17 protein-coding genes are annotated in these 20131 nt (G+C 41.3%); 13 read left to right on the forward strand and 4 right to left on the reverse strand.

Annotation, left to right across the window (positions count from 1 at the left end; all coding sequences use genetic code 11):
• Positions 1-38: 38 nt before the first annotated feature.
• Positions 39-308, reverse strand: coding sequence for a hypothetical protein (locus ACTFWY_RS11195; RefSeq protein WP_005472766.1), 270 nt, complete (start codon positions 306-308; stop codon positions 39-41).
• A gap of 184 nt (positions 309-492) precedes the next feature.
• Between ACTFWY_RS11195 and metG the strand changes: the two genes are divergently transcribed.
• From metG to ACTFWY_RS11245, 10 genes are all read left to right on the forward strand, one after another.
• On the forward strand, positions 493-2499 hold the full coding sequence (gene metG, locus ACTFWY_RS11200; protein ID WP_003128586.1) for a methionine--tRNA ligase: 2007 nt from the start codon (positions 493-495) through the stop codon (positions 2497-2499).
• 264 nt (positions 2500-2763) lie between these two features.
• Positions 2764-5442, forward strand: a complete 2679-nt coding sequence (locus ACTFWY_RS11205) for a cation-translocating P-type ATPase (protein WP_124018852.1) — start codon at positions 2764-2766, stop codon at positions 5440-5442.
• 174 nt (positions 5443-5616) lie between these two features.
• Positions 5617-6045, forward strand: coding sequence for a hypothetical protein (locus tag ACTFWY_RS11210; RefSeq protein WP_003128588.1), 429 nt, complete (start codon positions 5617-5619; stop codon positions 6043-6045).
• Positions 6046-6561: 516 nt separating this feature from the next.
• A complete protein-coding gene (abc-f, locus tag ACTFWY_RS11215) occupies positions 6562-8070 on the forward strand; it encodes a ribosomal protection-like ABC-F family protein (protein WP_041119805.1) in 1509 nt (502 codons plus the stop codon).
• A 469-nt stretch (positions 8071-8539) separates the two neighbouring features.
• Positions 8540-9613: an ABC transporter ATP-binding protein gene (locus ACTFWY_RS11220; RefSeq protein WP_029487292.1), complete on the forward strand. Its 1074-nt coding sequence runs from the start codon at positions 8540-8542 to the stop codon at positions 9611-9613.
• Positions 9613-10494, forward strand: a complete 882-nt coding sequence (locus ACTFWY_RS11225) for a carbohydrate ABC transporter permease (protein WP_029487291.1) — start codon at positions 9613-9615, stop codon at positions 10492-10494. Before ACTFWY_RS11220 ends, ACTFWY_RS11225 begins: the two co-directional genes overlap by 1 nt.
• 1 nt (position 10495) lies before the next feature.
• The gene (locus tag ACTFWY_RS11230; protein ID WP_041119808.1) at positions 10496-11314 is read left to right on the forward strand and encodes a carbohydrate ABC transporter permease; all 819 of its coding nucleotides are present in this window, start codon (positions 10496-10498) and stop codon (positions 11312-11314) included.
• Positions 11298-12590: an MBL fold metallo-hydrolase gene (locus ACTFWY_RS11235; protein ID WP_003128593.1), complete on the forward strand. Its 1293-nt coding sequence runs from the start codon at positions 11298-11300 to the stop codon at positions 12588-12590. The genes ACTFWY_RS11230 and ACTFWY_RS11235 overlap by 17 nt, the downstream gene beginning before the upstream one ends.
• Before the next feature lie 21 nt (positions 12591-12611).
• Positions 12612-13895, forward strand: a complete 1284-nt coding sequence (locus tag ACTFWY_RS11240) for an ABC transporter substrate-binding protein (RefSeq protein WP_003128595.1) — start codon at positions 12612-12614, stop codon at positions 13893-13895.
• A gap of 103 nt (positions 13896-13998) precedes the next feature.
• Positions 13999-15546, forward strand: a complete 1548-nt coding sequence (locus ACTFWY_RS11245) for a bifunctional metallophosphatase/5'-nucleotidase (protein WP_003128596.1) — start codon at positions 13999-14001, stop codon at positions 15544-15546.
• A 192-nt stretch (positions 15547-15738) separates the two neighbouring features.
• On the opposite strand, the gene ACTFWY_RS11250 is transcribed toward ACTFWY_RS11245, so the two are convergent.
• The 3 genes from ACTFWY_RS11250 to ACTFWY_RS11260 are packed head-to-tail and all read right to left on the reverse strand — an operon-like array spanning position 15739 to position 17324.
• Complete coding sequence (locus ACTFWY_RS11250) at positions 15739-15900, reverse strand: hypothetical protein (protein ID WP_021149110.1); 162 nt, start codon at positions 15898-15900, stop codon at positions 15739-15741.
• 29 nt (positions 15901-15929) lie between these two features.
• Entirely contained in the window at positions 15930-16280 is a 351-nt protein-coding gene (locus ACTFWY_RS11255) for a hypothetical protein (RefSeq protein WP_003128598.1), read from the reverse strand.
• A 21-nt stretch (positions 16281-16301) separates the two neighbouring features.
• Positions 16302-17324 (reverse strand): lactonase family protein, encoded by a 1023-nt coding sequence (locus tag ACTFWY_RS11260; RefSeq protein ID WP_003128599.1) that lies wholly within the window; start codon positions 17322-17324, stop codon positions 16302-16304.
• Positions 17325-17442: 118 nt separating this feature from the next.
• Here ACTFWY_RS11260 and ACTFWY_RS11265 point away from each other — a divergent pair, with 118 nt between their 5' ends.
• The 3 genes from ACTFWY_RS11265 (at position 17443) to ACTFWY_RS11275 (ending at position 20096) form a co-directional block, all read left to right on the forward strand.
• Positions 17443-17793, forward strand: a complete 351-nt coding sequence (locus ACTFWY_RS11265; RefSeq protein WP_003128600.1) for a PTS glucitol/sorbitol transporter subunit IIA — start codon at positions 17443-17445, stop codon at positions 17791-17793.
• A gap of 11 nt (positions 17794-17804) precedes the next feature.
• On the forward strand, positions 17805-18968 hold the full coding sequence (locus ACTFWY_RS11270) for an AI-2E family transporter (protein WP_439926957.1): 1164 nt from the start codon (positions 17805-17807) through the stop codon (positions 18966-18968).
• 228 nt (positions 18969-19196) lie between these two features.
• Complete coding sequence (locus ACTFWY_RS11275; protein ID WP_003128602.1) at positions 19197-20096, forward strand: ROK family protein; 900 nt, start codon at positions 19197-19199, stop codon at positions 20094-20096.
• The last annotated feature ends 35 nt before the right edge of the window (positions 20097-20131 follow it).

Genomic DNA, 20131 nt, shown 5'->3' on the forward strand with positions numbered 1-20131 from the left:
TCCTACTCCTGATATGATGAAATAATAATGATGATGGATTAGTTAAAAAAATAGGGAAAAATCAAATTGATAAAAAAGAGTGCTAAATAGAAGAATGCCGCTTTTTGTGTGTGCTTCATGGCTAAATATCCCCACACAGCGATCCATAGCAGGAACCCATAACGAAGCAATGATGTGATGACCACAAAGAAGCTAGCTAGATTTTGCCCATTGAAATAGCCGTAAAAATACAAATAAAAACTAGAAAAAATCAAATGGATGATCGTTAAAACAGCTAAGATCATGAAGCGCTGTTGTTGTTTTTTCAAGCGAAAAACCCTCTCTTTCAAACGTTCATTCCTATTATAGCAAAAAAACAGCTCATAAACCAAAAGGAGCTGATAGTAAAATTATCTCATCAATTTGGGCAAAAGAAAAAAGGAAAAACTCACAGAAAATTATGGTATACTACCTTAGTATACACTTTACAGGTGAAAAGGAGGACATACGCCCATGGCTGAAAAAGAAACATTTTATATTACGACGCCAATCTATTATCCAAGCGGCAAATTGCATATCGGAAATTCTTATACAACGATAGCTTGCGACGCAGTAGCACGTTATAAACGTCTAATGGGCTTTGATGTGTTTTATTTGACTGGTGTTGATGAACACGGGCAAAAAATCGAAAAAAAAGCGGAAGAACTAGGTGTTGATCCACAAGAATATGTAGATAAAATGGCTGCCGATGTCAAAAAATTGTGGAAAACATTGGACATCAGCTACGATAAATTTATCCGGACAACGGACGACTATCACAAAAAGGCAGTCCAAAAAATCTTTCAACAATTATTGGACCAAGGAGATATTTATCTTGGCGAGTATGAAGGCTGGTACTCTGTCTCTGATGAAGAATACTTCACAGAAACGCAATTGGCAGAAGTTTATCGTGATGAAGAAGGACATGTGATCGGTGGGAAAGCACCAAGCGGCCACGAAGTAGAATTAGTAAAAGAGTCTTCGTACTTCTTCCGCATGAGCAAGTATGCAGATCGTCTGGTGCAATATTATGATGAGCACCCAGAATTTATCCAACCTGAATCCCGTAAGAATGAAATGATCAATAATTTCATCAAGCCAGGTTTAGAAGATTTAGCTGTCTCCAGAACAACTTTCAAGTGGGGGATTCCAGTAACGGCGAGTCCTGAACATGTGGTCTATGTTTGGATCGATGCTTTATCAAACTATATTACAGCACTAGGCTATGGTTCCGATGACGATTCATTGTTCCAAAAATACTGGCCGGCAGATGTTCATATGGTTGGGAAAGAAATCGTTCGTTTCCATACGATCTATTGGCCAATCATGCTGATGGCATTAGATTTGCCATTGCCTAAAAAAATCTTCGGTCATGGTTGGCTGATGATGAAAGACGGCAAAATGTCGAAATCTAAAGGCAATGTCGTTTATCCAGAGATGCTTGTTGAGCGCTATAGCTTGGATGCTTTGCGCTACTACTTGCTGCGGGCAGTGCCTTTTGGCAGTGACGGCGTTTTTACACCAGAAGACTTTGTTTCTCGGGTAAACTATGATCTAGCCAATGACCTGGGTAATCTATTAAACCGCACTATCGCTATGATCAATAAGTATTGTGAAGGAATCGTTCCTAAATATGCCTCAAAAGTAACTCCTTACGATAGTGAGTTGTCGACAACCGCAGCCAACGTCGTAGGTCGCTACCATGAAGCAATGGACAAGATGGAATTCAGTACTGCATTGTCGGAAGTATGGACGTTGATCTCTCGTGCCAACAAATACATCGATGAAACACAACCGTGGGTATTGGCCAAAGATCCTGAGAAAAAAGCAGAATTAGACAGTGTGATGGTCCATCTTGCAGAAAGCTTGCGAATCGTAGCAATCTTGCTGCAACCGATCATGACCGAAACACCGGCAAATATTTTCCATCAGTTAGGCTTAACTTCAGAAGCCATGGACTTGAAAGACTTGCGGTTCGGTGAATTTCCTAGTGATACCAAAGTAGTGGCTAAAGGAACGCCAATCTTCCCTCGTTTGGAATTAGAGACGGAAGTCGCTTACATCCAGAAGAAAATGGCGGAAGGAACGCAAAGCACTGCTGAAACAGTCAAATGGAACCCAGAAGAAACGGTTCTTGCTTCTGAAAAAACAGAGATCAAATACGATGATTTCGACAAGATCGAATTGAAAGTAGCTGAAGTGATCGACTGTCAAAAAGTCAAAGGAGCAGATAAACTGCTTCAATTTCGCTTAGCTGCGGGTGATGATCAAGATCGACAAATCTTGTCAGGAATCGCTGAGTTTTATCCAGAGCCGCAAGATTTGATTGGTAAGAAAGTCGTAATCGTAGCGAATCTGAAACCACGTAAGATGCGGGGGCAAATCAGTCAAGGGATGATCCTTTCCGCGGAAGATACCGAAGGACGATTAAAAATTGTTGAAGCTCCAAAGGGAATGCCTAACGGATCAATCATTGCCTAAGCGAGACAGTATTTAATCATTTCTGTTCTTTTTTCAGAAAATGAAATTGCAACTGAATGAAACATTTTGTATAATGGTCTTTATTGAGATGATCATGAGGGAGTAACTGGCAGCTTATCGTTGCGGCAACATCACCATCCTGAAAGAAATTTCTGGTGTTGCCTTAAATAGTGAGACTCGTGTATGTGTTTTAGTGCATACATGAGTCTATTTTTTTTCATTTCATGTACAATAAAGAAGGAAGAAGAATAAAGGAGGAAAAACATGTCTGAAGAGAATAAAAAAGAGCAACTCTCGCAAGCTTTTTATGCACAAGAAGCTGAGGCTGTTCTGAAAGAGCTGCAAACCGATGCCAACGGTTTGACAAATGACGAAGCCAAAAGTCGTCTGTCACAATATGGCGCCAATGAATTAGAAGAAGGTAAGAAAAAATCGATGGCTCAAAAATTCTTTGAACAATTCAAAGATTTGATGATCATCGTCTTGTTAGCCGCTGCGATCATTTCTGCTGTCGTGTCACATGAAATCGTCGATTCAATCATTATTTTAGCCGTTGTTATTATCAATGCGATCATGGGCGTGGTTCAAGAAGCGAAGGCCGAACAAGCCATCGAAGCGTTGCGGGAAATGTCGACGCCCAATGCCAATGTGTTACGAAATGGGCATACGGTGACGATCAAAAGCGATGAACTGGTTCCCGGAGATATCGTTCTTTTAGAAGCCGGCGATGTGGTACCAGCTGATTTACGCTTATTAGAAGCTAGTTCTCTGAAAATCGAAGAAGCGGCATTAACTGGTGAATCGGTACCCGTAGAAAAAGAATTGACTGTGATCGATGCAACAGATGTTGGGATCGGTGATCGTGTCAATATGGCTTACTCCAACAGTAATGTGACTTATGGACGGGGAAAAGGGGTCGTTGTCAATACAGGGATGGCGACAGAAGTCGGTAAGATCGCTGGTATGTTAGCAAGAGCCGAAGAAACGGAAACGCCGTTGAAACGTAACTTGAATGAACTTGGTAAATTCTTGACGATCGCCATCATCGTGATCGCCGTAATTATGTTCTTTGTTGGTACGATCTTCAATAATACTTCTTGGGTCGACATGTTGCTGACATCAATCTCTCTTGCGGTTGCTGCGATTCCAGAAGGATTGCCAGCGATCGTAACGATCATCTTAGCACTAGGCACGCAAGTCATGGCCAAACGAAACGCTGTTATTCGTAAATTACCGGCAGTAGAAACATTGGGTGCGACAGACATCATCGCATCAGATAAAACAGGTACATTGACACTAAACCAAATGACAGTTGAAAAACTTTATGTCAATGACAAGCAACATGCTGCTTCTGAAGACATTCCATTGGATACAATGGCTCTGAAAGTCATGAACTTCGCGAATGATACTAAGTTCGGTGAGGAAGGCAACTTGATTGGTGATCCTACTGAAACAGCACTTGTTCAATTCGGGATGGATCAAGGCTTCAACGTGAAAGATCAAGTGAGTGCAGAACCTCGTGTAGCGGATCTGCCATTTGATTCGGATCGTAAATTGATGAGTACGATCCATGAACAAGAAGATGGTCGTTACTTAGTTGCAGTGAAAGGCGCGCCAGATGTCTTATTGGGACGTGCGTCAAAAGTCTTGTTGAACGGACAAGAAGTACCAATGACTGAAGAAGAAAAACAAAAAATCTTGTTCAACAATACAGATATGGCCAAACAAGCGCTTCGTGTCTTGGGAATGGCATACAAGTATGTAGATGCAGTACCAGAAAACTTGGAATCAGAAATCGTAGAAAATGATCTAGTCTTTGCTGGTCTTGTAGGGATGATCGACCCTGAACGGGCTGAAGCAGCCGATGCTGTGCGAGTAGCTAAAGAAGCTGGTATTCGTCCAATCATGATCACAGGAGACCACCGAGACACAGCAGAAGCAATCGCTGGACGTCTAGGAATCATCAAGCCTGGTGATGACGCAGCTGTATTGACGGGTGCTGAATTGAACAAAATGAGTGATGAAGAGTTTGCACAAAAAGTGACTCATTACTCGGTTTATGCACGGGTTTCACCTGAACATAAAGTTCGGATCGTGAAAGCATGGCAACATGAAGGCAAAGTCGTCGCTATGACAGGTGATGGTGTCAATGATGCGCCAGCACTGAAACAAGCTGATATCGGTGTTGGTATGGGAATCACTGGGACTGAAGTATCTAAGGGTGCTTCGGATATGGTTCTGGCTGATGACAACTTCGCAACGATCGTTGTTGCTGTTGAAGAAGGACGCAAAGTTTTCTCAAACATCCAAAAAGCAATCCAATATTTGTTAGCGGCTAACTTAGGTGAAGTTTTGACATTGTTCTTAGCTACCTTATGGGGCTGGGATACACTGTTGCCGATCCATCTGTTGTGGATCAACCTTGTAACAGATACTTTCCCTGCAATCGCATTGGGAATGGAGCCAGCTGAAAAAGATTTGATGAAGCATGCCCCTCGTGGCCGGAATTCGAACTTCTTCTCTGGTGGAGTCATGAGCAGTATCATCTATCAAGGGATCTTGGAAGCTGCAACGGTATTGTTCGTCTATTGGTCAGCAATTCAATGGCCGGTACACGATACCTATGATGCAATCCATGCGGATGCATTGACAATGGCGTTTGCTACACTAGGATTGATGCAACTGTTCCATGCCTTTAACGTTAAGTCTGTTTACCAATCATTATTCAAAGTGGGACCTTTCCGTAACAAAACCTTTAACTGGGCAATCTTGCTTTCCTTTGCATTGATGATGGTCATCATTGTTGTTCCTGGATTAAATGACATCTTCCGAGTGGCTCATTTAGATCTCTATCAATGGGGAATCGTTCTAGGTGCATCCTTCGCGATCATCCCGATCGTTGAGATCGTTAAAGCTGTCCAACGTGCAATGGGCAAAAAATAAGCAGTCTCTAAATTTATTCCGCAGGCAGAGTATTCTGACTGCGGTTTTTGTTCACACCAATCGTCGTAAATGAATAATAGGGGCGAATGAACAATCTGCTTTTGCCGACCTTTTCATTTTTGGCAATAAACGGTAAAATAAAAGATAGCTAAGAAGAAAGTAGGGGAATGAATCGTGCGACCGAATTTAGGTTTTTATGTACAAACAATCAATGATCTAGTGAAAGAGACAGAGAAAATCGGGGAAACCATGAATCCGAATTATGAAGAGATTCGTCAGGCTCTCGATAAAAAAAAGGAATCTGAACTATCACCAGAGCGTCTGGAAACAATCGAAGCGTCCTTTAAAAAAGGAACGGACAAATATCGTTTGATGCTGGAACAGATCTCTAAATTACGCCCGCCTGCAACGGTCATGGGGATTCACAAAAAATTTGAACGAGCATATACGAAGTATGTTGCTGGCTGTGAAGAAATGATTCTAAGTATTGCTGATGGGGTCGATCGGGAAGCTTTCGATGCGTCAGAGAAAAAACAAGACGAAGCCACTGATGAAATCTCTTTTGCAATTCAGCGGATGACAGCTCTCTTGTTAAAAAAATGATAAAGTTCGTTTCTTAAACGAGAGTTATTTAATTTAAATGTTATGTTATTCTTATGTAAAATGATGATGGTGGATGTATAATGAATTAACAACCAACAACCTTTTTATTTTTCATTTTACTCCTTTTGCCATCAGGACTAACCAACTTGATGGTTTTTTTATTTTTATAAATGTTTTTTTACTCAAAATAATAAAATGACTGCAAAAGACATTGTGAATAAATTTACCTAACAGTTTGTTAGTATCGTTTCACTGCTAATCTAAAAACAAGTATCGCCAATTGCGGTTTTTCGCGGTAGATGCTATACTGAAAACAACTTATAAACGAAATGAGGGATCCTCCATTGAAAAACTAACCAATTTGTTGGAAGCTGCATAGAATCATGTTCTCTAGGGAGCAGTGTGCAGATTTTCAGGATTGGTGTGTTTTTCTGGAGGGTCTTTTTGTGTACTTTTCTGGAACCTGACCTGAAAATAGGCGCGGTTTTTGTCTAGAGATAGACAGGAGGTACAAAAATGTCAAATATAAAAATAGAACAATTAAGTTTTGGCTTCGATACTCAGAATCATCTGCTGTTCGATCAAGCTGATTTGGTGATCGATACCCAGTGGAAATTAGGTTTGATCGGTCGAAATGGTCGGGGGAAAACTACTTTACTCAAATTACTGCAAGACCAATTGCCTTATAGCGGGACTATCACCCATCAGCAAGCATTCGTTTACTTTCCTCAACCAGTGGCAGATCCGCAACAACTAACCTATGATACATTACAAGATCTGTGTGAATTTGAGCAATGGCAGATCGAGCGAGAGTTAAATTTGCTTCAGTTGGATCCAGATGTCCTCTGGCGTCCATTTGAGACATTGTCTGGTGGGGAACAAACCAAAGTTTTACTTGCACTACTGTTCATCGATGAGGAACACTTTCCGTTGATCGATGAACCCACCAATCATTTAGACATTACAGCTCGTGCTCATGTAGCTGCTTATCTAAAACGGAAAAAAGGCTTTATCGTCGTCAGCCATGATCGACACTTTGTTGACGAAGTGGTGGATCACATTTTATCGATTGAAAAAAGCCGACTAGTGATTTATCAGGGGAACTTTTCTGTTTACGAAGAACAAAAGCAACGGCAAGATCAGTTTGAACAGGAGCAAAATGTTAAACTGAAAAAAGAGATCGGCCGTTTAAAGCAAACGGCTGCCGAAAAAGCAGAATGGTCACGAGGACGGGAACGAGATAAACTGGGATCACCAACAAAAAAAGGCAGTGGAGCAGTCTATGACACAGGGGCGATTGGTGCTCGGGCAGCCAGAACGATGAAACGATCCAAAGCAATCGTCAAGCGGATGGAAGATCAAGCACAAGTCAAAGAACAGTTGTTGAAAGACATCGAATATATCGATCCCCTTTCTATGAATGTTAAAGCCACGCATCACAAAGTTTTGCTGCGAGTGGAAAATTTGCAATTGACGTATGAGCAACCGTTGTTTGATCCGTTGAATTTTACCATCGAAGCTGGTGACCGGATTGGTATTTTGGGTGCAAATGGTTCTGGCAAATCGAGTTTGGTGGCTGGCCTATTAGGTCATTTTACTGGAACTGTCACCGGCTCTGTTTGGATGCCGCAACACTTGTCCATCAGTCGTGTTCGCCAAAATTACGAGGATAATCGAGGCACCTTGACTGAGTTTGCTGAATTCCACCGATTGGATTATCAAGAATTGTTGAATAATCTGAAGAAATTGGGCGTGGAGCGAAATGTCTTTCAGACCCGAATCGAAGATATGAGTATGGGGCAGCGTAAGCGTGTGGAATTGGCAAAATCGTTGGCAACCCCTGCTGAGCTGTTTATCTGGGATGAACCCTTGAATTATCTGGATGTCTTTAATCAGAATCAGTTAGCTGAAGTGATCCAACTTGTCCAACCGACGATGTTGATCATTGAACATGATCGCCATTTTCTGGATCAAGTGACTACACAACAATTTTTGCTTGGACATACAGATCTAGCGCGTCCATAAATCGAACCGGGATAGGATTTTTTTAAATCTTATCCCGATTTTGTTATTTTAAAGTGGTAGGTTTTTGAGAAAGATACCCTATTTTGATCGTTAGTCTGTTTTTTTGATTTGAGTGGTCTAGATAAAAAATAATAAATGGGGTGCCTGTTTTTTCTTTTTTTATTTATTTTAGCTGGATTTTTTATTTATTTTGCAAGAAAAAAAGCCTTACTGTGCAATATTCTGTCGTTCAACAATCTCATTTTTTTCTCATCGTTCTGCTAGTTAATTAAAATTTCTATCATAATTACCAAAGGGTTTTACAAAAGATTTACAATAACAGTACCGAATAAAAATATTCATTTGTTATCATAAAAATCGAATTTCTTTGAGCGTTTGACAACAGCCTGTAAGAATTCAGCTGTTTTTGTGTTCCTATCTTGCTGGTCGAACAAAAGCGGCAAAGAGAAAAATAATGGAGGTTCTTTTTTTGATAGAAGTAGTTGGGTTGAAGAAGGTCTTTGACAACAAGTTTGAAGCTTTGAAAGCGGTGGATTTTACGATCGAGAAGGGCGATCTTGTTTGTTTACTTGGGCCTAGTGGCTGTGGGAAGTCAACGATTTTGAATTTGATCGCTGGATTGTTGAGTCCGACAGATGGGGATATCCGCTTTAACGGAAATTCCGTGGTGAAAACGGAGCCAAAGGATCGCAATATCGGCTTTGTCTTTCAAAATTATGCCTTGTATCCTCATATGACCGTTTTAGAAAATGTCATGTTTCCACTGACTGTTGGTGATAAAAAAATCAAGAAAAACGAAGCGCAGCAAATTGCTGAAAAATATATGCAGCTGACCAATATTGAAGAATTGAAGGATAAAAAACCTGGTACATTGTCTGGTGGGCAGCAACAGCGGGTTGCCATCACTCGTGCGTTAGTCCAAAATCCTGAAGTACTATTGCTGGATGAACCATTGAGTAATTTAGATGCGCGTTTGCGTTTAAAGATTCGCGAGGAGATTCGTCGCCTAGTCAAAGAAGTTGGGATCACGACGATTTTTGTGACTCATGACCAAGAAGAAGCGTTGTCTATCAGTGACAAAATCATTTTGATGAATGAAGGCGTGATCCAGCAAAATGATGATCCGCAAAATCTTTATTTAGAACCCAATAATTTATTCGTTGCAAAGTTTATCGGAAACCCAATTATCAATATCTTGCCAGTAGAAGTGACAGATGGTGTCATGCATCATCCAGAATTCACGATCCCTACAGAGCGCTTCGTGGATATCCGCTTCAAGAAACCGTTGACAGATGGTCATTATACTTTAGGGATCCGTCCAGAAGATGTGTTAACGACGACCCAAACACCATTATTCAATACCGAGATAAAAAGTGTTGAACTAATTGGTCGTGAACGGATCTTGAACTTTGATCTGGCTGACATCCACGTTAAATCGATCGTTAGCATCGAAGAAATCATTGAAGAAGGAGCACACTTAGCTTTTGACTTCAATTACAAAAAAGCGTTCATCTTTGATGAAAAAGGGGAGCGAGTTTATTGATGTTCAAGAAAAATTATAATCCCGAAAATCAACCCAAAGCTTGGCTGTTCTTATTGCCCTCACTAGTCATTATTTTGCTCTTTAGTGTGTATCCATTATTTCGTTCATTGTTTATGAGTTTTCAAAAAGGATCATTGATCAATCAGCGATATGCCGGATTAGAAAACTACCAAAAAGTGCTGACGGATCCAGTGTTTTTCAAGGCGCTAAAGAATACAGCTTGGTTTGCATTCGCCGTGGTTCCTATTGCATTAGTGATTTCACTAGCGATCGCTTGGATCATCTTTGAAAAGGTGAAACATAAGAGCTTTTTTGAGACGATCTTCTTTATGCCGTATGTCACCAGTACCATCGCCATTGGGATCGTGTTTCGCTATTTCTTTAATGGGTCTTATGGGATCATCAACTACTTGCTGGGCTTAGTGGGGATTCCCGCCGTCAATTGGCTGGATAATGTCAATATGAGTATGCCGACACTGATCATTTTTGGGATTTGGAGCAGTTTGGCCTTCAATATTATTATTCTCTTAGCAGGGATGCGTAACATTGACAAAGAACATTATAAGATCGCAAAAATGTTTGGCGCCAATAACTGGGAGATTTTTCGCAAGATTACTTTTCCGCAGTTGATTCCGACATTTGCCTTCTTGTTGACCGTTAATATCATCAGTGCCTTTAAAGTCTATACACAAGTCTATGCCTTGTTTGGTGGTCAACCCGGTATCGCCAAAAGCGCAACCACAGCTGTCTATTATATTTATGACAAATTCCATATTGCGGGCCGTCCTGGGATCGCAATGGCTGCGACTGTGATTCTCTTTGTTATTATTTTGGCGGTGACCTTTATCCAAAATAAAATTTTAAAGAAAGTAGGGGAATAAGATGAAAAAAGTCGTAACCCTCATCTCTCTGATTTTTTTGGCGCTCTTAGCGATCATCACGATTTTTCCGTTTATTTATATGATTCTCGCGGGACTGATGACTTATAGTGAGGCCACCAGTATTCCGCCTACGATTTTGCCGGAGTCCTTTCAATGGAGCAACTATGCCGAAGTCTTTACCAAAGCACCATTTCTCCGTTACTTTCTGAATACAGTCTTTGTTTCAGCAGTCACGACTATCGCCACATTGATTACTGCTATTCTGGCAGCTTTTGCATTGACTAGTTTGGAATTCAAATTCAAAGGGCTTGTGATTGCTCTAATGATTTCCTTATTGATGGTTCCTTATGAATCAATCATCTTTACCAACTACAACACGATTGCTCAAATGGGGTTGTTGAATACTTACAGTGCGTTGATTATTCCCTTTCTGACGAGTATCTTTTATATTTATTACCTGAATGGCTATTTGAAAAGCATTTCGAATACCTTTTATAAAGCAGCAAAAATCGATGGTGCAAGCGATATGGCTTACATACGGCGGATATTGATCCCAATGTCTAAACCGGCACTAGTGACTGTTGGCATCTTGACCTTTATCTCGAGCTGGAATTCTTTCTTGTGGCCATTGTTAGTCACGAATGAAAAAAAATATCGGTTGTTGAACAATGGGCTAGCGGCCTTCACATCAGAAAGCGGTAGCGATGTTCATTTGCAGATGGCAGCTGCGACATTGACTGTCATTCCGATTTTGATCATTTATTTGATTTTTAGAAAAGAGATTATTAAAGGAGTGGCAAAAGATGGCATCAAAGGCTAAAACAACAGTTACATTTCACAGTGGTATTCTCACGATCGGCGGCACCGTCATCGAAGTGGCATACAAAGATGCCCATATTTTCTTCGATTTTGGTTCGGAGTATCACCCAGAGCAGCCATTACCCGACGAAGCATTACAGACCTTAGTGGATCATCGCTGGGTCCCGCAATTGCGCAATGTCTATGATCCTCGTCTGTCTTATACGTATCATGGATCAGAACAAAAGGACTATCAAGAAACAGCTGTTTTTCTATCTCATGCCCATCTTGATCATTCAAAGATGGTCAATTATTTGGACCCTGCAATCCCTTTGTATACCTTGAAAGAAACCAAAGCGATCCTAAAAGCATTGAATCGCACCGGTGATTTTTTGATTCCTACTCCTCATGAAGCCCCTGCCTTTGTGCGGGAAATGATTGGCTTGGAACCCCACGATGTGATCAAAGTTGGTGAGATCGAAGTAGAGATCGTTCCTGTGGACCACGACGCCTATGGTGCCGCGGCATTGCTGATTCGAACACCGGATCACTTTATTGCCTATACGGGCGATTTGCGGTTGCATGGCTATCATCCAGAGCGGACAAAAGAATTTTGTCAGTTAGCCAAACACACGGATCTATTGATGATGGAAGGAGTCAGTATCAGTTTTCCTGAAAGAGAAAGCGATCCAGATACTATCGAAGTAGCCAGTGAGAAAGAATTGGTAGCGGCTTTTGTCGAGTTGGTCGAAAAAAATCCACAACGGCAAATCACTTTCAACGGCTATCCTGCCAATGTAGAGCGTTTTTTAGCTTTGGTGGATGCTTGTCCTCGAACGATCGTCCTTGAAGCACACCAAGCAGCATTACTGAAAGAAATCTTTGACAGAGAAGTTCCCTATTACACGGTTGAAGGCGGAGCTTCCTTAGCAGAGTTAGATCCTGCGCTAGAAATTGATTATCGTTCTTTATGTGTCGACACTGGCCAGTATGTCTGGCAAGCAGTTGACCATTTTGAAAATTTACAACCAGGCAGTCTGTATATCCATAGCGATGCACAACCTTTGGGGGCTTTTGATCCTGCCTATGAAGAGTTTCTCGCTTTGTTAGCAAAGCTGGAAATTGAGTTTGTACGGCTGCCGGTTTCGGGACACGCAGTTCCTGAGGATCTTGATCAGATTATTGCGTGGATCGAACCAAAAAGATTGGTTCCAATCCATACCTTGAAACCAGAGAAACTGGTGAATCCGTATGGCGAAAGAATATTGCCAGAACGTGGCGAGAAAATAGAACTATAAAAGGATAGAGGAGAGTAAAGAATGAAATCAAAAAAACTAGCATTTGCAGCAGTGGCTGCGGCAACTTTAGTGTTAGGGGCATGCGGCAACAATGGCTCAAATGACAGTGCAAAAGGCAGCGATGAGATCGTTACAGAGGTTCCGAAAGATACTACTGTCACATTCTGGCATGCAATGAATGGTGCACAAGAAGAAGCACTGACGAAACTGACAGATGAGTTTATGGAAGCAAACCCAAATGTGAAAGTAGAACTGCAAAATCAATCTCAGTACTCCGATCTGCAGGCGAAAATCAATTCGACACTACCTTCACCAAAAGATTTGCCAACCATCACACAAGCGTATCCAGGTTGGCTTTGGAATGCAGCTCAAGATGAAATGCTTGTTGATTTAGGCGAGTATATCGATAATGATACGATTGGTTGGGGTGACCAAGAAGAAATTCGCTCTTCATTATTAGAAGGTGCACAAATTGATGGTGTCCAATATGGTATTCCTTTCAACAAATCAACGGAAATGTTATTCTACAATGCAGATCTTTTAAAAGAATATGGTGTAGAAGTACCGACAACATTAGATGAGTTAAAAGAAGCTTCAAAAACAATTTACGAAAAATCAAATGGCAGCGTTGTTGGTGCTGGCTTTGATTCATTGAATAACTACTATGCTATTGGCATGAAAAACAAAGGTGTTGATTTTAACAAGGATTTACAGCTAGACAGCGATGAATCGAAAAAAGTCATCAATTATTATGCGGAAGGTGTGAAAGACGGCTACTTCCGTATTGCTGGATCCGATCAATATCTTTCAGGACCATTCGCAAACGAACAAGTTGCGATGTTCATCGGCTCGATTGCTGGAGAAGGATATGTCAAAAAAGACACCGAAGGCAAATTTGAATATGGTGTCTCTGCCCGCCCAGAAAAAATCAATCTACAACAAGGAACAGACTTATATATGTTCACAAGTGCATCTCCAGAGGAACGTACCGCTGCTTTTGAATACATGAAGTTTTTGACTTCTCCTGAGTCACAATTAGAATGGGCAGTTTCAACAGGATACATGCCAGTTGTTCAATCTGTTTTAGATAGTGATGAATACAAGAACAATCCAGATACGAAAGTTGCTTCTGAGTTAAGTGAAGCAACAAAAGAACTTTTCTCGATCCCAGTAATTGAAAATGCAGACTCAGCTTACAATGAAGTTCGTTCCATCATGGAGAATATTTTGTCGAATACTGACAAAGATACCGATAAATTGATTAAAGATTCCATTCCACAACTTGAGGATGTTTGGAATCAATAGTTCTGCTCGTAAAAGGGCCAGACAATGACCCTATCAACCCGAAAGAGACCGTCAGATATCCCTGCGGTCTCTTTTACATAAATGTTAGAGGAGTAATGAGAAAATGCAAATCACCTTTCTTGAAACCAGCGACATGCACGGCTATGTCTACCCAACTAATTTCGCCGACGACCACGATCTGGCTATTGGGGCAGCGAAAGTCGCAACGAAACTAAAGCAGTTAAAAGCCGAAGCTGATGGTCCTGTTGTAATGATCGAAAATGGCGATTTTATCCAAGGATCCCCACTGAGTTATTATATTGCCAAAAGCCAGCATCCGGTAGCAGAATTGACCAAAGTGATCAATCACATGGCATACGATGTCCATGTTTTAGGAAACCATGAATTTAATTATGGATTAACGTATCTTCAAGAGGCAATCGCTAGTTATCAGTCCCCTGTTTTAGCAGCGAACATCTTAAATGAAGAGGGACAGCCCTATTTCGGCAAAGCCTATACGATCCTTGAAAAAGATGGGATTAAGATTGCGGTGTTGGGATTGGTGACCCAGTATATTCCTCATTGGGAACAACCAGCTACCATCAAGGGGATGCGGTTCGAAAGCATTATCCAAACGGCAAAAAAATATGTGCCTGAGCTAAGAAAACAAGCAGATCTTGTCATCGTCAGCTATCATGGCGGTTTTGAGAAAGATTTGGTAACCGGTGAAGCCACCGAATTGTTGACCGGAGAGAATGAAGGCTATGAGTTACTGCAAGAGGTGCCGGGGATTGACGCTTTCTTTACTGGACACCAACATCGGGAAATCGCCGCCATTGTCAATGGGGTCCCTGTGGTCCAGCCAGGTTATCGGGGCAGCCAAATCGGCCGAATCCAATTAACAATAGAGAAAAAAGAGGGTCAAACAGTGATTACGGATCAACAAGCGACATTGCATTCAGTGGCAGAAGTTTCAGCCGATGAAGCAATTTTGGCAATGATCGAACCAATTGAGACGGAATTGGAAAGCTGGTTGGATCAGCCGCTAGGGAAAGTGAACGGGGATATGCGAATTACTGATCCGATGCAGGCACGGATCGTGGAACATCCATACGTGGAATTTATCAATCGCGTTCAGATGGCTGCCAGCGGAGCGGAAATATCTGGGACAGCGCTCTTCAATAATGAAGGAAAAGGCTTCGGTACAACGATCACGATGCGGGATGTCATCACGAATTATATTTATCCTAATACATTGGCTGTCGTAAAAGTGACCGGAGCAGAGTTGCGTCTTGCGTTGGAACAGACAGCGAATTACTTAGCCGTCGAAGCAGGGAAAATCGTCTTTAATCCAGCCTTTATCGAGCCGAAACCGCAATACTACAATTATGATATGTACGAAGGAATCGACTATACGATTGATATGAACCAGCCAGTTGGCAAACGAATCACACGCTTGTTGTTCCATAATGAGCCTATCACGCCGGAACAGGAGCTGGAAGTTGTCGTAAATCAATACCGAGCGGTAGGCGGTGGGAATTACGCGATGTTTACAGCCGACAAAATTGTACGGGAGATCCAAGTGGATATGACTGAATTGATTGCTGATTATTTGAAACAACACCCAGTACTAGAAGCTGAGACGAATCAGAATTTCAAAATCGTGTACTAAAAAGCCAAAAAGGGCTGTGACATAAGTCATGCAACAAACGAACGATTCCGAGGAGAATGAGACTGTGCTTGCGCTTCAGCAAGTTTCCATCACCAATGTACGATGGATGACACCCAGTTATCCTCGGATCGTCTTGTCTAGTTGCTACTTATGACACAGACCCTTTCTATGTTCTTGTAAAAGAAAATCAGATTAGTTTTCTACATTGCGGACATATTCATCGAAGTAGCGAATCAAATCGGCTTTTACCTGCTGATAGTCTTCTTCGCTATAGTTTTTTTCCTCTAATTTTGCTTGGAAAAAAGGAAGTTCTAACTCTTCTTTTAAGCGCTCAAGCACTTCTTCTTGGTTCATGAGATCACCTTTTCGTCTATTTGGTACCATCATAACAAATTGAATGCGGCTGTCAATGCTTCATACATTTCTTTCATTTTTTCCAAACGACTTTTAAGAGAAACAAAGTCATCGTCATCATGGAAAAGGACTTGTTTCAATTCAAAATAGTAAATCTCAAAAGCATCAAAGAAGCCAGTAACTTCGGATGTTTGCAATTCTTTAAAGGTATCACAACGAATATAGGCTTTTTCTGCAATGGCATAGGTTTCAGCCGTAGTCAATAAGACGAGGGCTTCATTGTAACGACGGCTAGTGACCAATTCATAAGTTGACTGGCACTTATTATAAATATTTGAAAAATCTTTCAGTAAAAGCTCGATGGGTGTTTTATCAAACATGGGGGAGTCCTCCTGATCGTTTTATTTTTCAAATAAGACACAAACACATTCAGGCGCGTAAACGTCTTTTTGAATAGTAGTGAGTTCACCAGTTTCGGCGTTGCGACGGTACAAAGTCAAGTTGTCGGAATTTTGATTGGCACAAACTAAGAATTTGTTGGTTGGGTCCAAGTCAAAGTCTCGCGGGAAGTCACCTTCTGTTGATCGACGTTGAATGAAATTCAAGCCAGCGCCATCTTCAGTTACTTCAAAGACAACGAGAGAGTTGTGTCCACGATTGGATGAATAAACGAAACGTCCATCTTTTGATACTCGGACAGCAGCCCCACTATTAAAGTCGGTGAAATCTTCTGGTAAAGTCGGTACTTTTTGGATTTCTTCAAAGCTGCCATCAGCTTCATTGTAGCGTAAAACAGTCAAAGAGCTGTCTAGTTCTCCTACCAGATAAGCATATTGGTGGTTAGGATGGAACACTAAATGACGAGGGCCTGTTCCGGCAGCTGCAACATAAACAGCCGCTTCTGTTAATTTTCCTTCAGCAGAAACGTCATACGTATACACACGGTCTGTTCCAAGATCACATACAGCTAAGCGTTGATCCGGCGTTAAGTCTGTGTAGTGTACATGAGGGTTGTCTTGATTTTCGTGAGGACCAACAGGTTCATCATGATAGATGTGATCAGTGGCTTCAATACTGCCGTCCGCCAATATTTTGTAGACGTTTACTTCACCTTTATGATAATTAGCACCATAAACAAGTTGACGAGGTTCATCTACTGCTACATAACACAATGGTGCGCCTTCTTCGGTCACAGTATTCAACAACTCAAATGCAGGCGTATAAGCACCACAACCGCCTGCGCCATCAACTTCGGTCACAGTATATACTCTTTCTTTTTTACTGCGGGCAAGATACGTTGGGCTCTTTTCTTCCGCACGCAAGGTCAAGTCGACCAATTGTTCTTTTTCTGTATCTAAAGTGATCGAATAGATCCCTTTACTTTCGCGACGCGTATAAGTGCCTAGGTAGATCGTTTGCAACATAAAAAAAGCCTCCTAATAGTTTGATTTCTTATTAATTCTACCATAGAATGCGGAAATGGGCGGATAGAAAAACTTCTTATGTTATAATAAAAAAAGAACATAAAGGGGAGGTTGTTGTATGAAACAAGGAACAATCAAAGCGATTGGGCCACAAGCGATCGATCAAAAAGAAAAAATGCTGATTTTTTTCGGCGACCAAGCAACAGAGATCTTAAGGGAGTATTCAGTGATCCAATCGATTCCAGATTCTCAAGATTTGGTCGTAGAAAACGGCGATACACTTATTTTTGGGGATCAGTCGTACACCGTGACACATGTCGGTCCTATCGCAAATCAAATTTTGCAAACGATCCAGCATGTGACATTTATCTTCGATGAAGTACCCGAAGAGCAACTGACCAGCGCTATCTATTTAGAACCTTTCAATTTGCCGACCCTTGAAGTTGGTATGAAAGTTATCTACAAGTAGGAGGCGGGGAAATGAAGGAAACAGAGAAGCGCCCTTTGTCCTGGTTTTGGAAGTGGTTTTTAAATAATCAAGCAGTCACGAGTCTATTAGTGGTTCTACTCGTCTTATTGATCTTGTTTATGTTTACGAAAGTATCCTATCTATTTGAGCCAATTTGGCAATTTCTGGCGATTGTTGGATTGCCAATCATTTTGGCGGGGATTTTGTATTACTTGATGAATCCTGCGGTTGATTATCTGGAACGAAAGGGAATCAAACGCATCTATAGTATTTTCGGTCTTTTTATTTTGGTCATCGGATTGATCGTCTGGGGCGTTGTGGTGATTGTGCCGAAGATCCAAGAACAGTCCATGAGTTTCGTTGAGAATTTGCCCGGATATTTGGATATCATTGAAAATAAAGTCAATGAGATTTTGTCCGATCCGATTTTCTCACAAGTTCAAGATCAATTGGAAGCATCTAATGAGAAGTTGATTGCATCAATGACCGACATCATTCAAAACTTATCACGGAGCACGATTCAAAATATCGGCAGCTTTTTTGGGGCCGTTGCAACGGTGGTATTGGCTGTCATAACGATGCCCTTTATTCTCTTTTATCTTTTAAAAGATGGACGACAGTTAGCACCTTATTTCGTGAAATTTTTGCCGACAAAAATGCGTAAACAATCATTGACGGTTTTAAAAGAGATGAATGATCAAGTTTCTTCTTATATTCGCGGGCAACTAACAGTCGCATTTGCAGTAGCCATCATGTTTATGGTCGGTTTTAGTTTGATCGGCCTAGATTATGCCATCACATTAGGGATCGCAGCTGGCTTTTTGAACTTGATTCCATACCTAGGCTCTTTTCTAGCGATGGTTCCGGCGGTCTTTTTGGGTATCGTCGGTGGTCCTGTCCTGTTGGTGAAAGTCCTGGTCGTCTTTGTGATCGAACAGACTATTGAAGGGCGATTGATCTCACCACTCGTTTTAGGAAACGAGTTGTCGATCCATCCCGTGACGATTTTATTAGTATTGCTGACTTCGGGTAAACTCTTCGGACTTGTCGGCGTGATTCTGGGGATCCCGGTATATGCTGCGGCAAAAGTGATCATTACCCATATTTTTGAATGGTATACGACCGTATCGAGTTTGTATGAAGAAGAAACGGAAAGCGATGTTCAGCAAGAATAGTTCGAAGAAAATTTTTTGACGAAAGATCTTTGTGAAAATCACACTGACTCACACATTTTTCTAGTTTTTTATCGGAGTATAAAAAAGCTGAATTTAGAAGGCTGGAGCGAATTGCTTCAGCCTTTTTGTTATGTGCGATTTTTGACACATAGTTGCAAGAAAAACATATAGCTTCTGTTTCTAGAGAATGCTTATACTGAAAGCACATACAAGCAAAGGAGCGTTGGAATGAAGATTCTTGCAGTAGATATCGGAGGGACAATGATCAAGACGGGGTTGTTGAATAGTCACGGAGAAAGAATACAATTAGGAAGCTTTCCGATGAATAAAGACTATTCAACTGTGATCGACCGATTGATTTCACATATTGATAATGACTATCCAAAAGACTTTTCCGGAATTGCTATTAGTACGACAGGATTAGTAGATCCAGTGACACAACAGATTGGGATGGATTCACCGCTTTATGAGGGATTTGGTAATCGCATGGTTTCTTTTTTAACGGACTATTATCAAAAACCCGTCATCGCGGAGAATGATGGCAATTGCGCGCTTTTAGCAGAAAAATGGCTGGGAAGAGGAAGAGGCGCTAGCAGTTTTGCTGTCATTGTTTTAGGTACCTCTGTGGGAGGCGGATTGATGGTCGATAACCAGTTGATTCGTGGCAAACACTTTTTAGCTGGCGAGTTTGGTTATATGCTGTTTCCTGAAGTCGAAAAGAAAGATTGGGAAATTTGGAGTATTGCCGGTGCAACAAGAACATTGGTAGAACAAGTTGCAGCCGAAAAAAAAGCCCCCTCGATTGATGGGTATAAAGTTGTTGCTTACTACCAGCAAAACGATCCGGCAGTGACGATTTGGGTGGATCGCTTTATTGAAAAGCTAGCCGTGGCCTGCTACAACCTACAATACATTCTTGATCCAGAAATTGTTTTGATTGGAGGCGGAATCAGTGAAAGCGACTTTTTACTGCCGCTATTAGAAAAGAAGATTCAGCAGATTGCAGCGCAGATTCCTAGTACAGTTCGATTGCCAAATGTTGCCTGTTGCCAGTTTGGGAATGAGTCCAATTTAATTGGTGCTTGCTACAATTGGTTACTGCAAACTTTTGAAATGAAAACTAGCTAAAACAGTTGCAATTCTAAGATAAAAATGTAATAAAA

The organism is Enterococcus sp. 125944, assembly GCF_051909435.1.
Lineage (GTDB): Bacteria > Bacillota > Bacilli > Lactobacillales > Enterococcaceae > Enterococcus_D > Enterococcus_D gallinarum.